General features: G+C 65.9%; 13 protein-coding genes and 1 pseudogene. 5 read left to right on the forward strand and 9 right to left on the reverse strand.

Features of this window, described 5'->3' with window-relative positions; genetic code table 11:
* Positions 1-62 precede the first annotated feature (62 nt).
* Positions 63-2,138, forward strand: coding sequence for an NAD(+) synthase (locus BST40_RS01740; protein ID WP_083153202.1), 2,076 nt, complete (start codon positions 63-65; stop codon positions 2,136-2,138).
* 250 nt (positions 2,139-2,388) lie between these two features.
* Positions 2,389-2,776 (forward strand): annotated as a pseudogene (locus tag BST40_RS01745) (DUF222 domain-containing protein); the annotation flags it as partial.
* 194 nt (positions 2,777-2,970) lie between these two features.
* Here the strand turns inward: BST40_RS01745 and BST40_RS01750 are convergent.
* From BST40_RS01750 to BST40_RS01760, 3 genes are read right to left on the reverse strand one after another with little or no spacing between them, the layout of a single operon-like run.
* Positions 2,971-3,483 carry a LeuD/DmdB family oxidoreductase small subunit gene (locus tag BST40_RS01750; RefSeq protein WP_075548359.1) on the reverse strand — a complete coding sequence of 171 codons (513 nt, stop codon included), beginning with the start codon at positions 3,481-3,483 and terminating at the stop codon, positions 2,971-2,973.
* Entirely contained in the window at positions 3,480-4,727 is a 1,248-nt protein-coding gene (locus tag BST40_RS01755) for an aconitase/3-isopropylmalate dehydratase large subunit family protein (protein WP_083153204.1), read from the reverse strand. Before BST40_RS01755 ends, BST40_RS01750 begins: the two co-directional genes overlap by 4 nt.
* Positions 4,718-5,605, reverse strand: a complete 888-nt coding sequence (locus BST40_RS01760) for an isocitrate lyase/PEP mutase family protein (protein WP_075548357.1) — start codon at positions 5,603-5,605, stop codon at positions 4,718-4,720. The genes BST40_RS01755 and BST40_RS01760 overlap by 10 nt, the downstream gene beginning before the upstream one ends.
* Positions 5,606-5,687: 82 nt before the next feature.
* Here BST40_RS01760 and BST40_RS01765 point away from each other — a divergent pair, with 82 nt between their 5' ends.
* Positions 5,688-6,503 (forward strand): GntR family transcriptional regulator, encoded by an 816-nt coding sequence (locus tag BST40_RS01765; protein ID WP_075548356.1) that lies wholly within the window; start codon positions 5,688-5,690, stop codon positions 6,501-6,503.
* Here BST40_RS01765 and BST40_RS01770 read toward each other — a convergent pair.
* Complete coding sequence (locus tag BST40_RS01770) at positions 6,496-7,359, reverse strand: ribokinase (RefSeq protein ID WP_089024970.1); 864 nt, start codon at positions 7,357-7,359, stop codon at positions 6,496-6,498. The genes BST40_RS01765 and BST40_RS01770 overlap by 8 nt on opposite strands.
* A 127-nt stretch (positions 7,360-7,486) precedes the next feature.
* Here BST40_RS01770 and BST40_RS01775 point away from each other — a divergent pair, with 127 nt between their 5' ends.
* A complete protein-coding gene (locus tag BST40_RS01775) occupies positions 7,487-9,694 on the forward strand; it encodes an adenylate/guanylate cyclase domain-containing protein (RefSeq protein WP_083153206.1) in 2,208 nt (735 codons plus the stop codon).
* Entirely contained in the window at positions 9,691-11,094 is a 1,404-nt protein-coding gene (locus BST40_RS01780; protein WP_075548354.1) for a mechanosensitive ion channel family protein, read from the forward strand. Before BST40_RS01775 ends, BST40_RS01780 begins: the two co-directional genes overlap by 4 nt.
* A gap of 52 nt (positions 11,095-11,146) precedes the next feature.
* Here the strand turns inward: BST40_RS01780 and BST40_RS01785 are convergent, their stop codons facing one another.
* The 5 genes from BST40_RS01785 to BST40_RS01805 are packed head-to-tail and all read right to left on the reverse strand — an operon-like array spanning position 11,147 to position 15,593.
* Positions 11,147-12,118 (reverse strand): hypothetical protein, encoded by a 972-nt coding sequence (locus BST40_RS01785; RefSeq protein ID WP_083153208.1) that lies wholly within the window; start codon positions 12,116-12,118, stop codon positions 11,147-11,149.
* The gene (locus tag BST40_RS01790) at positions 12,118-13,176 is read right to left on the reverse strand and encodes a vWA domain-containing protein (protein WP_083153210.1); all 1,059 of its coding nucleotides are present in this window, start codon (positions 13,174-13,176) and stop codon (positions 12,118-12,120) included. The genes BST40_RS01785 and BST40_RS01790 overlap by 1 nt, the downstream gene beginning before the upstream one ends.
* Complete coding sequence (locus tag BST40_RS01795; RefSeq protein WP_083153212.1) at positions 13,173-14,267, reverse strand: hypothetical protein; 1,095 nt, start codon at positions 14,265-14,267, stop codon at positions 13,173-13,175. Before BST40_RS01795 ends, BST40_RS01790 begins: the two co-directional genes overlap by 4 nt.
* Positions 14,258-14,731 (reverse strand): hypothetical protein, encoded by a 474-nt coding sequence (locus BST40_RS01800; RefSeq protein WP_083153214.1) that lies wholly within the window; start codon positions 14,729-14,731, stop codon positions 14,258-14,260. The genes BST40_RS01795 and BST40_RS01800 overlap by 10 nt, the downstream gene beginning before the upstream one ends.
* Entirely contained in the window at positions 14,721-15,593 is an 873-nt protein-coding gene (locus BST40_RS01805) for a DUF58 domain-containing protein (protein WP_083153216.1), read from the reverse strand. Before BST40_RS01805 ends, BST40_RS01800 begins: the two co-directional genes overlap by 11 nt.
* Between the last annotated feature and the right edge of the window lie 7 nt (positions 15,594-15,600).

Here is a 15,600-nt window from a genome sequence, read left to right on the forward strand (position 1 = left end):
CCTAATGGGAGTCGACACCCCGTCACCCGATCTCGATCGTGCTACCGCGACAATGGAGGGCAATGAGCTTCTATTCCGCATACCGGCACGGGTTCGTGCGCGTCGCCGCGTGCACGCACCACACCACCATCGGCGACCCCGCGGCCAATGCCGCCTCGGTACTGGGCCTGGCGCGCCAGTGTCACGACGACGGCGTCGCGCTGGCGGTGTTTCCCGAGTTGACATTGTCGGGGTACTCGATCGAGGACATCCTGCTGCAGGACGCCCTGCTCGACGCCGTTGAGGACGCACTGCTGGACGTGGTGGCCCAGTCCGCCGATCTGCTGCCGGTCCTGGTGGTCGGCGCGCCGCTGCGATATCGGCACCGCATCTACAACACCGCGGCTGTCATTCACCGCGGCTCCGTGCTGGGTGTGGTCCCGAAGTCCTATCTGCCCACCTACCGGGAGTTCTACGAGAGCCGGCAGGTCGCCGCCGGCGATGACGAGCGCGGCAGCCTGCGGATCGGCGGATCGGACGTGCCGTTTGGCCCCGATCTGCTCTTCACCGCGTCGGACCTGTCCGGCTTTGTCCTGCACGTCGAGATCTGCGAGGACATGTTCGTCCCGCTACCGCCCAGCGCCGAGGCGGCGCTGGCCGGAGCGACCGTGTTGGCCAACCTGTCCGGTAGCCCGATCACCATCGGGCGCGCCGAGGACCGCTGCTTGCTGGCCCGCTCGGCGTCGGCGCGGTGCCTGGCCGCCTACGTCTACGCCGCCGCGGGAGAGGGGGAGTCGACGACGGACCTGGCGTGGGACGGCCAGACGATGATCTGGGAGAACGGGGTGTTGCTGGCGCAGTCCGAGCGCTTCCCGAAGGGGGAGCGTCGCTCGGTGGCCGACGTCGACACCGAGCTGCTCCGATCGGAGCGGTTGCGGATGGGCACCTTCGACGACAACCGGCGTCACCACCGGGCAGCAGTGGAGTCGTTCCGGCGCATCGAGTTCCGGGTCGATCCGCCCACCGGCGACATCGGGTTGCGGCGGGTCGTGGAACGGTTCCCGTTCGTGCCCGCCGATCCGCAACGGCTGCAACAGGATTGCTATGAGGCTTACAACATTCAGGTGTCCGGCCTCGAGCAGCGGTTGCGGGCGCTGAACTATCCGAAGGTGGTCATCGGCGTCTCGGGCGGTCTGGATTCCACGCACGCGCTGATCGTCGCCGCCCGTGCCATGGACCGCGAAGGCCGGTCGCGCAGCGACATTCTGGCGTTCACCCTGCCCGGCTTCGCCACCGGTGATCGCACCAAGAGCAACGCGGTCAAGCTGGCGCGGGCGCTCGGCGCCACCTTCGAGGAAATCGATATCCGTGACACCGCCGCGCTGATGCTCAACGAAATGGGCCATCCGTTCGCGCGGGGGGAGAAGGTCTACGATGTCACCTTCGAGAACGTGCAGGCCGGCCTGCGCACCGATTACCTGTTCCGCATCGCCAACCAGCGCGGCGGAATCGTGCTGGGCACCGGGGATCTGTCCGAGCTTGGCCTGGGCTGGTCGACATACGGAGTGGGCGATCAGATGTCGCACTACAACGTCAATGCCGGGGTGCCAAAGACGCTGATCCAGCACTTGATCCGCTGGGTCATCTCCTCGGGCGAATTCGACCAGCAGGTGTGCGAGGTGCTGCAGTCGGTGCTCGACACCGAGATCACCCCGGAGCTGGTTCCCAGCGGCGAAGAGGAGGAACTGCAGAGCAGCGAGGCGAAGGTGGGACCCTTTGCGTTGCAGGACTTCTCGCTGTTCCAGGTGCTGCGCTTCGGGTTCCGGCCGTCGAAGATCGCGTTCCTGGCCTGGCATGCATGGAGTGACTCCGAGCGCGGCACGTGGCCGCCCGGCTTCCCGCACGACAAGCGGCCGTCCTACTCGCTGTCCGAGATTCGGCACTGGCTGCAGGTTTTCGTCGAGCGGTTTTATTCGTTCAGCCAGTTCAAACGTTCGGCATTGCCCAACGGGCCCAAGGTGTCGCACGGGGGCGCGTTGTCACCACGTGGGGATTGGCGTGCGCCGTCGGATATGCCGGCGCGAACCTGGCTCGACCAGATCGAGCGGGAAGTGCCGCACGACGGAAGGCGATGTAGAGGTGTTGCGGCAATAGGGTGAATCGCCGCGTGGGATCTGTGGCGGGACGTCTGTAGACGGCGGTCGGTGACGAGCTACTAGTGAGTGCCTGCGCCGGCAGGACTTTCAATGTCTCAGGCCTTTCTCGATAACCATGAATCTTCCAGATACCAGAACATCGTTGATTTGATCTAATCCCTTGTGTCACTGTGGTTTCTATGGTCACATGACGGCAATTCATGTCGGTGGGTGTTCGTAAGATTTCAGGCATGGTGCGAGCGGTCGTGACGACATCGTCGAGGTCTTCGATGCGCTCGATGCGGAGCTGGACCGGTTGTGTGAGTTGTCTTTTGCGGTGCTCACCACCCCCGAGCGATCGCGTGCGCTGGAGCGTTTGGAGCGCGCGGCGCGGCGGCTGCGAACCCCGCAGCATGCGCTGATCAATCAGCTCGGCGCGCAGGCCGGCGAGACCGAGCTGGGCGGCACGCTGCGTTCGGCGCTGGCCGACAGGTTGCGCATCACCAAGGTCGAGGCCGGGCGGCGCATCGATGAAGCGGCTGATCTGGGGCCGCGGCGGGCGCTGACCGGTGAGCGGTTGGCGCCGCAGTTGTCCGCCACCGCGGCCGGCCGCCCAACGAGACGGCCTGATCGGCGCAGAGGGCCACCACCGGGCGCACCGACATCGACGACCTCACCCTGGCCCGCGGAGTCGACAACCGACTCGCCGAAAAAGGCTGGCGCACCCGCAAGAACACCCGAGGCGATACCGAATGGATACCGCCGGCGCACCTCGATCGCGGACAGCCCCGCACCAACGCTTACCACCACCCCGAACGATTCCTCAGCGACCGCGACGACCAACGCGTTTGACGGGTCAATCCTTTTGGTGAGGCGGCAGATAACCCTGTGCCGCCAGCCGCGGTAGGACACCGCCGCCGTCGATGATCTCGAGGATCAAGTCGGGCAGGGCGGGCACCGTTCCGCGCACTCCGGTGGTGTCGTTGCGCCAACTGCCCTCGGCGAGATCGAACGTTGCGTGGTCGCCTTCGTCAAAGACGCTGGTGGCCTGGGGCATCGTCATTGCGGGCAGTCCGGCGTTGACCGCATTGCGGAAGAACAGGGAGTTGAATTCCTCGGCGACCAGCCCGGCGATACCGAGCTCGACGAACAGGGCCGCAACCGGCCGCGACGATCCGACGCCGAAGTTCTTGCCGGCCACCAGGATATCGCCGGGCGACACCTCGTCGGTCCAGCCGGGGCGTAGCTGGTGGAAAACATGCCTGGCCGCCTCGGACGGATCCATTTTCATGGCATAGGCCGGGTACATGGCGTCGGTGTTCAGGTTGTCACCGAAGACCCACACCCTGCCGCTGAAAGTGAGCGTCATGCAACCAAACTCCTCGGGTCGGTGATGTAACCGGTGACCGCGGAGGCGGCGACGGTCGCCGGTGCGGCCATGAAGATGCGCGCCTCGGTGCTGCCCATCCGACCGGTGAAGTTTCGGGTGCTCGAGGTGATGCACACTTCGCCGGGGCCGACCAGTCCCATGTGGTAGCCGAAGCAGGCGCCGCAGGTGGAGTTGGTGACGACGGCGCCGGCGTCGGCGATGTCCTGTAAGTAGCCCAGCCGCATGGCCTCCCGGTACACCGCTTGGGATGCGGGCGTGACCAGCAGTCGCACCCCGGGCGCGATGCTGCGGCCGTGCAGCACCCGCGCGGTGATTTCGAGGTCCTCGAGTTGGCCGTTGGCGCAGGATCCGATGAATGCCTGGTCGACACGCTGGGTGCCCACCTGCGAAACGGGCAGACCGTTGCGACTGACGGTGCCCGGAAGAGCCACGTAGGGTTCGAGGGTCGCCAGGTCGACGGGGCGGACGTCATGGTAATCGGCATCGCAATCAGGTGTCGCCACGCGGTATCCGCTGACACCAGCGTCTTGCAGGTGACCAGTCAGCACGTCGTCGGCCTCGAAAATGCTGAAATCCGCCGATAACTCGGCTCCCTGGGTGGCGATGGTGCGCCGATCGGATATCGGGATGCTGGCCAGACCGCCGCCGCCGTACTCGAGATTGCGGTTGGCGGCGTCACCGTAGCGGTTGGCGATGTGCAGGAAGATGTCTTTGCCGCTGACGGTGTCCGGTTTGACGCCGTAGAACTCGTAGCGGATGGTCGGTGCGACGTGGTACCAGGTTTGGCCGGTGCACATGATGGAGTACACCTCGGCGGCTCCCAGTCCACGGGCCGCGGTGTTGTAGGCGCCGGCGGCGCAGGTATGGGAGTCACTACACGCCAGTACTTCTCCCGGCCGGGCCAGTCCGTTCTCGGCGATGACCTGATGGCTGATGCCATGCCGGCCAACGTCGTAGAAGCGCCGGATCCCGAAGTCGGCGACGAATTTACGGGCACGCTGACCGCCGGCGGCGTCCCGGACGGTCGGCGCCGGCACGGCATGATCCATCACCACCGCTAATTTCTCGGGATCATGAATTCGGTTGGGCTGCACCCATTCCCTGGCGAACTGAAGATCGATCAACACGGTCGTGTCGACATCGACGACGACGATGTCGCCAGGTGACACCGTGCTTTGACCGGTCTTGCGGGCGAAGATCTTCTCGATGATGGTCATGCCCATGCGCAGGCCTCCGTCGGCGTGTACCTGGCTTCGATGTCCGACCACTCCTTCAGACCGACCAGGTCGAAGAAGTCGGCGGGGGTCCCGGCCCGGTGGGCCGCGGAGTCGGTCCCGTTGAGTTCACACAGCGCCGCCAGCATGGCCGCCGTCGCGCGTCGCACCAGCTGACCCGGATGGATCGCCACCGCGTAACCCAGTTCCTGCAGTCGCGTCACCGGCAGCTGCGGAGTCAGGCCGCCGATCACCAGATTAATCAATAGCGGGGCCTCGACTTCGGCTGCGATGCGCTCGATTTCACCGATACTCTGCGGAGCCTCGACGAAGACGATGTCGGCGCCCGCGGCGGCGTAGCGGTTGGCGCGTTCGATGGCGGCATCCAGGCCCAGCGGGGCCCTGGCGTCGGTGCGCGCCACGATCAACAGCCCGTCGTCGGAGCGGGTGTCGAGCGCCGCCGCAAGAGTCTGCTCGAACACCGCGGCGTCCACCACCCGTTTGTCCGGCAGATGGCCGCATCGCTTGGGAAATGCCTGGTCTTCCAACTGGATGGCGGCCACCCCGGCGTTGTCGTAGGAGCGGACGGTACGCACCACGTTCTTGGGGGCGCCGTAGCCGGTGTCCGCGTCGGCGATGAGCGGCACGTCGCCCAGTGCGCCGACGACCATCCGCGCCCGCTCGGCCATCTCCGATGCGGTGACCAGGCCGATGTCGGGTAGGCCGAAACCGGAGGCCGCCACACCGGAGCCGGTCAGATACGCCGCGACGTGACCGGTGCGCTTGGTCAGGTGCGCCGAGATCCCGTCGAAAACACCTGGGGCGACCACGATTTCACGAGTGTCAAGCAGGGCTCGCAGTCGGCGGCGGGCCGGTGTGGTTGGCATGGATGTCGGTCCTCTCTGTGACGAAGTTGTTATATACATATAACAACCCGATGGGGGGTGGCAACCGCAGAGATGTGAAAGCATGGGCACCGTGCATCAAGCCGGCGGCAAAACCGCACCCGTGTCGGCCAGCGCCGGCGTGCCGCTGCACCGGCAGCTCTACCTGGTGCTGCACGATGAGATCGAGCGCGGCGTGCTCGCCCCCGGGGATGCGCTACCCACCGAACAGGCGTTGTGCGAGCAATTCGGGGTTTCGCGGATCACCGTGCGGCGCGCCCTGGCCGACCTGGCCGAGCAGGGCTATATCCAGCGCAGGCACGGTGTGGGTTCCTTTGTGCCCGAAGAGGTTCCAGTTGACCAGTCAGCACCCGTCCGCTCGTATCTGGAGGGGTTGCGCCAGACCCAGTTCGAAACCGGAGCCGAGATAATCGAACTCGGCGTGCGGCGACCGCCGCGGGCGGTGGCTCGAGCGCTGCAGACGACCGGCGAGCTACTGCACGTGGTGCGGTTGCGGCGGCAACGCCGCACCGGCGAGCCGTTGATCGTCAGCGACGTCTGGTTGCCGGCCGAATTGGCCGGCACGCTGACCGAATCCGCGCTGCGCGAGGCCCCGCTATACGAACTGGTGAAACGAACCGGGGCGGTCGTGGACCGGGTGCAGCACGAGATCACCGCCGAGATCGCCGGTCCCCGCAATGCGCAGCTGCTCGAGACCGCGATCGGCGCCGCGCTGCTGCGGATCAATCGGCTCATCTTCGCGGCGCGCACGCCGCACCACTACCAGTCGGTGCTGTTGTCGCCGACCCGCAGCCGGTTGCTGCTGACGCAGTCCTCCGATGAGCTCGAGGCGGCCGACGGTCTGGCGATCGCCCACGACGTGCGCCGCGAACCTACGTGAGTGCCGCCTCGATCGCTTCGGCGGGCGGCGCACAATCTCCGGCGCCCGCCACCGTGGTCGCCAGTGCCCCTGCCGCGCAGGCCCGTTGCAAAGCGCGCAGTCGTTGAGCGGGCGAAGCAGGGTCCGGTGGCCAATGGGCAGCCAGCACCCCGGCGAATACGTCACCGGCTCCGGTGGTGTCCACCGCGGTCACTGCGGGGGCGGCCACGTCCAGTTCGCCGTCGACACCGACGTAGCGGGCACCGCGCGCGCCGCGGGTGACCACCAGGTGGGCCGGCGACCAACGCCATTGCTGGGCTTCGGACTCGTTGGCGATCACGACGTCGGCCACCGCCGCCAGTTCGGGCCCCGCGCCGTGTAGTCGGCCGGCCGGGGAGGCATTGACCATGACGACCGCGCCGGCCGACCGGGCCTGCCGGGCCGCGGCCACCGCCGCGTCCGGCGGAATCTCCAACTGGGTCAGCAACACGTCGCAGTCGCCGACCGCCGCGGGCGGCAGCGTCAACTGCCCATTCGCGCCGGGAGCGACCACGATGGTGTTCTCGGCGCCGGTGTCGACCACGATGATCGCCGTCCCGCTCGGGCCGGGCACCCGGACCATTCCGTCAATGCCGACACCGTTGGCCAACAGGTGGGCCCGCAGCTGCTCGGCGGCCGCGTCGTCGCCCACGGCGCCGATGAACTGGACGTGCGCGCCCGCGCGTGCGGCGGCCACCGCCTGATTGCCTCCCTTGCCTCCGGGCGCACGGTTCACCGTCGATGCCAGCACCGTCTCGCCCGGGCGCGGCAGCGTGGTGACGGCGAACGTCAGATCCATGTTCAGGCTGCCCACCACACAGACCCGCCGCGCCGTCATTGTGCCGACGTTAACAACGCTCGGCCCTGGTCATCACATTGTTGGCAAACATCGTTTACCAGCGCGTGACGGCGCTAGTCTGCGAGGTGGTTCGGTGCTCTGTACCGAGGAAGTAGGAAGGAAGCCGGTGATATCGGGCGAGGCAACAGATTCCGTGCCGGAGGCACCCGCCGCCCCGGTTCAGACCAGCATCATTCCCAAGAGCTTGAGGAAAGAGAGCCGCCGCCGGCCGCGGTTCCGGGTGAGCATCCAGTCCAAGCTCATGGTGCTGCTGCTGCTGTCGAGCATCGTTTCGGTGGCCGCGGTCGTTATCGTCGGTTACCAAACCGGCCGTGCCTCACTACGGGAAGCCGCATACGAACGGTTGACCGAATTGCGCGAATCGCAGAAGCGGGCGATCGAGACGCTGTTTGCCGATCTGACGAATTCGTTGGTCATCTATGCGCGGGGATTGACGGTGGTGCAGGCGGTCACGCAGTTCACCGCCGGGTTTGACCAATTGGCCGACGCGACCATCAACCCGGCTCAGCAGCAGGCGATTGTCAACTACTACACCGACCAGCTCATCAAACCGGTGGAACGAACGACGGGCGAAAAGCTCGATATCACCGCGTTGCTGCCGACGTCGCCGGCCCAGAAGTATCTGCAGGCCTACTACACCGCGCCGTTCACGTCGGATCAGGATTCGATGCGATTCGACGACGCCGGTGACGGCAGCGCATGGTCGGCCGCCAACGCGCGATTCAACGGCTACTTCCGCGAAATCGTCACCCGGTTCGATTACGACGATGCGGTGTTGCTGGACACCCGGGGCAATATCATCTACAGCCTGAGCAAGGATCCCGACCTGGGCACCAACATCCTGACCGGGCCGTACCGGGAATCCAACCTGCGCGACGCCTATCTTAAAGCGCTGGGCGCCAACGCCGTTGACTTCATCTGGATCACCGACTTCAAGCCGTATCAGCCGCAACTGGACGTGCCGACGGCATGGCTGGTGGCGCCGGTTGAGGCCGACGGGAGAACCCAAGGTGTGATCGCGCTGCCGCTGCCGATCGCCAAGATCAACCGGATCATGACCGCCAACCAGCAGTGGCAGGCCGCGGGCATGGGCCGGGGCACGGAGACCTATCTCGCGGGCCCGGACAGTCTCATGCGTTCGGATTCGCGGCTCTTCGTCGAGGACCCCGACGAATACCGGCGACAATCGGTGGCCGCGGGCACCCCGCTCGACGTGGTGAACCGCGCGATCCAACTCGGTGGCACGACGCTGCTACAGCCCGTCGCAAGCGCGGGTTTGCGCGCCGCCCAGCGAGGTCAAACCGGAACCATCACCGCCACCGACTACACCGACAACAAGGAGTTGGAGGCCTACGCGCCGCTGGATGTGCCCAATTCCGACCTGCATTGGTCGATTCTGGCGACACGCGACAACTCCGAGGCATTCGCGGCGGTGGCCGCGTTCACCAAGGCCCTCGTGTTGGTCACCGTGGCCATCATTCTCGGCATTTGTGTCGCTTCGATGCTGATCGCCCAGGCGATGGTGCGGCCGGTCCGGCGGCTGGAGGCTGGTACCCAGAAGATCAGCGCCGGCGACTACGACGTCACCATTCCGGTAACCACGCGTGACGAAATCGGTGATCTCACAGCGGCTTTCAACGAGATGAGCCGAAACCTGGAAATCAAGGAGGGTCTGCTCAACGACCAGCGTCGGGAAAACGACCGGCTGCTGCTGTCGATGATGCCCGAGCCGGTGGTGCAGCGTTACCGCGAGGGGGAGAAGACCATTGCCCAGGAGCACCAAGACGTCACGGTGATCTTTGCCGACATCCTGGGGCTCGACGATATTTCCAGGGACCTTTCGGGCAACGAGCTGGTCGGAATCGTCGACGACTTGTTCCGGCAGTTCGACTCAGCGGCGGAATCCCTTGGGGTCGAACGGATTCGTACATTACACAACGGCTACCTGGCCAGTTGCGGGGTGACGACGCCGCGGCTGGACAATGTCGCACGGACCATCGACTTCGCGCTGGAAATGCGGCGCATCATCGACCGGTTCAACCGGCAAACGGGTCACGAACTGCGCCTGCGGGCCGGCATCAACACCGGCAACGTCATCAGCGGGCTGGTCGGCCGATCCAGCGTCGTCTATGACATGTGGGGTGCCGCGGTGAGCCTGGCTTACCAAACGCACAGTGGCTCACCGCAACCCGGAATCTACGTCACCTCGCCGGTGTACGAGGCGATGCGGGATGTGCGGCAGTTCACCCCGGCGGGCGCCATCTCCGTCGGCGGAGTAGACCAGCCCATCTACCGATTGTCGGAGCGATCATGAATGTCCTGAGTACGCCGTGGTTTTACTGGGCTGTCGCCATCGCCATCGGATTACCGGTCGGGCTGATCATCCTCACCGAGTTGCACAACTCTCTGGTCCGCCGCAAGAGCCATCTGGCCCGGCAGGTCGGCCTGCTGCGTAACTATCTGTTGCCGCTGGGTGCCCTGCTGCTGCTCCTGGTCAAGGCGTCCCAGATCCCCGCCGGAGACGCCGCGGTGCGAATCCTCACCACACTGTTCGGCTTCCTGGTGCTGGTATTGCTATTGTCGGCGCTCAACGCCACGGTATTTCAGTCAGCGCCGGAAGACAGTTGGCGCAAGCGGCTGCCCACCATCTTCCTCGACGTGGCCCGGTTTGCACTGATCGGCGTCGGCCTGGCGATGATCCTGTCCTACGTCTGGGGGGTCCGGGTCGGGGGCATATTCACCGCTTTGGGGGTGACCTCGGTCGTCATCGGCCTGATGCTGCAGAACTCCGTGGGCCAGATCGTGTCGGGGTTGTTCATGCTGTTCGAGCAGCCGTTCCGGATCGACGATTGGCTGGACACGCCCACCGCACGGGGGCGCGTTGTGGAGGTGAACTGGCGCGCGGTGCACATCGAGACCGGAACCGGCTTGCGGATCACCCCGAACTCGATGCTGGCAACCACGTCGTTCACGAATCTGTCCCGGCCGGGTGGCTCGCACAAATGCACCATCACAACGAAATTCGCCCTCGCCGACGCACCCAACAAAGTGTGTGCGATGCTGACCCGGGTTGCCGCCGGGCTACCCCAGCTCAAGTCGGGAACCATGCCGGAAACGGTCGCACTGGGTGGCGGCGAGTACCGCACCACCGTACGGCTGAGATCACCCGCCGACGACGGCGCCGCACAGGCGACATTTCTGCCGTGGGTCTGGTACGCCGCCCGACGGGAAGCGCTGCACCTCGACGAGGCCGATGACGAATTTTCGACGTCCGACCGCGTGCAGGACGCGTTGCGCACGATGGTGGGGCCGGAGCTGCGGCTGAGTCTGACCGAGCAGCAGTCGCTGGTTCCCTACGCGAGGGTGGTGCGCTATGGCGCCGATGAGATCGTGCAGCATGCGGGCGTCGTCCCCACGGGAATGGCCTTCATCGTCGCCGGCAGCGTTCGTCTGACCGCGACGGCGGAGGACGGCTCCGTTGTCCCGATCGGCACGCTCAACCAGGGCGCGTTTCTGGGGGTGACCGCCCTGACCCGGCAACCCAACCCTGCCGGCGCGGTGGCAGTGGAGGAGATGACCGCCCTCGAGATCGACCGGGAACACCTCGAGCACGTCGTCATGAACAAGCCGCTGTTGCTGCAAGAGCTGGGCCGGCTCATCGATGAACGGCAAAGCAAGGCGCAGCGGGTGACACGGCGTGAGCGGGTGGGCTAAGCCAGCTTCGATCTTGCCGGTGACCGTTGGCAATGGCGGTCTTGGCAGCGGGTTACGCGTGAGCGGCGGCGTCTTCGCTGCTGGCACCGGTGGCGTCGGCGTCGCCGAGGGCGTTTTGAAGACGATCGAGCGGGTTGCCGCCATCGCCGGTACCCAGCCGATGTGATGGCGCAGAGCCATTGCCGGACACGGGGATACGATCCGGGCTGACGTCGTTGATGACGTCGGGGCCGCCGTTTGGCCCGCCGCCCCCGGGACCGAAGACCGGGCCGTTGCCGCCAGGGCCGGGCGGCGTGGGCGGCGGTGTCGGCGTCGACGTGGCACCAGGTGGCGGCGGTGGCGGCAGTGACGTGGATGTCAGTGATGTCGGGGGCGGCTGGGGGTTGACGGTTTGTGGTGTAGGCGGCGGCGGGCTCGGCGGCAGGTGTAGAGCTTTGATTTTGTCGGTGAGCCGCGCAGCGGCGTCATTGCGGATGCGCCGACGATCGGGGTTGGGGTCGGTATTGTCTTGGAAACAGCGCGGCGGCGCGCTCGAAATGAGTTGCAGCGCACTAGAATAGCGCTCCTCGGCGCGGGAAATGTCAGCACTGCGAGCCGCCAGGTCGCCTTGGGTCTCGCGAACCAGCTCCAGGTTCACCCGGGCCGCGCAGGAGTCGGCACCGCCGGTGCGGTCCAACACGTTCGTGAAGTCCTTTTCGGCGTCCTCGAGTCGGCCTTCCAGCACGGCGAGATCACCGGCGATATAGGACACCCGGGCGGGCTCAATGATATTCAACGTGCTCAGGGTGGCGACGTCGGCGCGCAGCGCGTCGATGTCGTGATGTGCGAAATCCGACACCGCAGCGTCGCCGGTCAGCATGGTGGAGGTGATCTTGCCGGCCGTCGCCAGCAACACCAGCGCGATCGGCGCCGAGTAGGCCACCAGGTGTCGTCGCAGTCGGATCCGGTGCGGTCCGCGCTGCCACCACCAGGTCGCGCGTTGCCAGGCCCGGTACACGGCGGGCCGGGGGTCGCGTCGCAGCATCAAGACCTCGCTCGTCGGGGTATCCGATTGCGCCGGAATTCGCGCAGTGTCAACGAAATTTCGCCGAGCGCCAGTATTGAGGCCAGCCCGGTGAACGCCCAATACAACTCGGTGCGCTCCACGGTGACCGACGCGACCACCGGTGATGCTGTTGATCGGGTGCCGGTCAGGTCGACGGCGGGCACGACGGGGGTGATGGGGCTGTTGTCCCGGTGAAAATACGGCACGCCAAGCTGGCCGGCGATCGCCTTGAGAGCGTCTTCGTTGAGTCCGGAGTTTGCGGCCCGGTTGGTTTGCTTGTCCCACATATAGACAAGATCGCCGTTGACGTAGGCCTGCGGGATCGGGCCACCGGCGGGGGTGCCGTAGCCCAGCACTGCGCCGCCCGCAATCGTGTCGTGGGGTATGTCGAAGCCCCCCTGGGCGGCTCGTGAGCCGCCAGCGCCCTCGCCGAAGTAGAACACGAGGTTCTTGGAATCACGGTATTGCCCGGCAGCTTCGGCGAGCTTGGCGCGCAGCAGGTCGTTGGCGGCGGCCGCGTTGACCTGAAACATCGCGTCCTGCGGGACCTCGGTGTAGGTCGACAGCCCCTTGACGAACGGCTTGAGGCTCCACACATCGTCAGATAACGGCCAGTCCAGGCCGGCCCTGGCGGCAAAGCTGATGACCGCGAAACGTGCCCGCGGATATTGATCCATCAGCGCGGCGATGTCGCCGCGGATGCCCGACATACGCGACTTGGCGTCGGCGTAATCCTCGACTCGGCTGTCTACCGAGCGGTCGACGACAAAGAACACGTTGGCATTGGCCGACGAGCCGCTGGCGGGTTTTGGCTCGGCTTGCCGGTGTGGGTCGCCGTGCGGCAGGCCGGGCCGGGCCGCGGCAAGAACCAGGAGCAGCCCGGCTGCGGTGAGCGCACCCCAGCGCAGGACCACCCGCAGGTAGCGGCCGGTGCCGGTGCGCACCAGCACCCGGTACAGGGCCGCCATCCGGATGGTGATGAGCACGACGGCGATGACGATCAGCGCGGCGGCCGGAACGATCGGATCAAATGTCACCGCCGTAGCACCGCCAACGACACGAACAGCAGTCCAGCCACCGCCAGCGAGCAGAGTAGCGGCACGTTGGGGTAATCCCAGGATCGGCTGGTGACGATGGTACCGCTGGGCAATACCACGTTGGGGGGACTGGCACGGATCTTGTCCAGCAGAGCGGACAGGGTGGGGTCGGTGCCGGCGCTGGTGTCACCGGCCGTGCCGGCCGGGTTGTAGACGCTGTAGCGGCCGCCGGTGGCGTTGGCGATCGCGGCCAGCGCCTGGTTGGACTGCTCGGGTGACTTGACCACGTCTGCGCGCGCGATGACGTTGATCTGCACACCCGCGCCGGTCGCCAAGTCCTTGACCTGCTGGTCGGTGAACAGTGCCGGTCGGGACTCCTCCGGGGCGCGAAAGCTGCTGTACCCCAGATAAATAAGCGAGCGACGCCGGGTGCTCTTGTCCTCGAAGGAGGGAAACCCGGTTATGCACAGGGCCAAGGCGTCTTGCACGCTGCGCGCATAGTCGTCATAGCTGAGTCTTCGGGAAAAGCCGTTGATACCGGCACGCAGTTCCTCGGCTTCGGGCCCAGGAAGCTCTTTGGTGGTCTCCAGCTGGTGCTGCAGGGCAGCCATCTCGGCGTAGTGGCTGAATCGGGTGCCGGCGTAGTCGTAATCTCGGGTCAACGGCACGACCCGAAGCGTGGTTGAGGTCATTCCGATGCGTTGGGTGTCATACGTTTTGATCTGCCGGGCGAAGTAGGTCAAGAGTCCGGCCGTGGTGGGGTCGGTGACCGGCTCGCCAACGCAGACCATGATGTCTTCGGGATGTACAGCTTCGAAATTGCGGCTGGCCGAGGAGAATCCGACCGGGCGAGAGGTGGTCAGCAGTGCCGTGGCGAATAACGCCAGCAGCAGCACCAGGGCGGTCAGCATCGACCAGAATTGGATCCGGGCCACGCGAGCGTATTCGGGCATTCCGGTGAGCCGATCGACGTGGGCCAGCGGTCGCAGCACCTTGGTGATTTTGGCCATCGGCGCCAGCAGTGCCGCGACGATCACCGCAGCCAGCGCGACGGCGCCGAGGATGAAGACGGCCCACCATCTCAGCTCCACGTACGGATCACCTCCATTGCGGCGCGAATGACGCCGTGCATGTCGACGCGTTCGGTGGCGAACTGGGCATCGTTGAGCGCGATGAATACCGGTGCGGCCGAAGCGAGTTGCGCATTCTCGGCGATGGCGTCGATGTGCAGGTACTGCACCCGTGCACCGGTGGACACGTGCAGGAAACTCCGCAGCGTGCGGCTGATGGCCGCGGCGGCCTGCCCGTCTGACAGCCGACCCGCGCCATAATGGCCGCCGATGATGGCGACAGTTCGGGTGAAGCGCCTACGCAGCAGATACGCGTGCACCCCACGGATAACCGGGATACGGCGCAGCCGCGCGGCGGGCAATGTCCACACATATACCCCGGCGTAGTAGGCGAGGGTGGTGGCAATGCACATCGCGGCCACCGCCCACCACCAGCTGGAGAATCCGGTGGGGCCGCCAAGGTAGCGCAGCAGGTCACCCGGCATGCTGGAACGCCTCGGTCAATGCGACGATATTGGCGCGAATCTCGGCGCTACTGCCGACACGAGTGAATTGGACACCGCGCGTGGTCAAGAACTCGTCCAGTTGGGTGATCCGTGCAGCTTCGCGGCGACGGTACGCGTCGACGATCCGGGTTCCCAGGGTGGCGCCGTTGATGACGTAGCCACCGGTGGCCACGTCGTAGCCGTCGCGTTCGCCTTCGACGGATCCCACTGCAGGCATGTCGGAGACCATCGCCCACATCAGGTCGTGACGCCCGGACAGCTGTTGCAGCGCGCCGGCCAGCCGGGCATCGGCGTCGGGTTCGTCGGAGATCACGATGACCAACATGCGGCGACGGTAACCCGTTGCCACGTAGGTTAATTGGGTAACAATGTCACTCGTGGCGGGTTGACTGAAGGTGTGGCTGTAGAAGCGGTGCAGCACACTTTCGACGTGGGTTTCGCCGCGGCGCGCCCGGATATTGGCGCTGCCGCGGGAATCTCCATACACCATGCCCAGTTCGTCGGAACGGCTCAGCGTGATCAACCCGATCGCACCCATGACGTGCAGCGCGACGTCGCGTTTGACCTCGCCGCTGGGCGCCAGTGCGGTCATGTTGCGTCCGGCATCGGCGATCAGCAGGATCTTGTGGTGCTTTTCGGAGACGTAGCGTTTGATCAGCACGGACCCGGAGCGCGCCGAGGCTTTCCAGTCGATGTCACGGATGTCGTCGCCGGCCACATAGGGGCGTAAGTCGTCGAATTCCAGGCTGCGGGTGTGCAGCAGCGCGTAACGGCCCCCTTCGAGAAGTCCACGGGTGTCGGTGCCGAAGTACTGTTTGGCTCGATTGAGGTGTTTGCCCATGGTGTGT

The organism is Mycobacterium persicum (assembly GCF_002086675.1).
Lineage (GTDB): Bacteria > Actinomycetota > Actinomycetes > Mycobacteriales > Mycobacteriaceae > Mycobacterium > Mycobacterium persicum.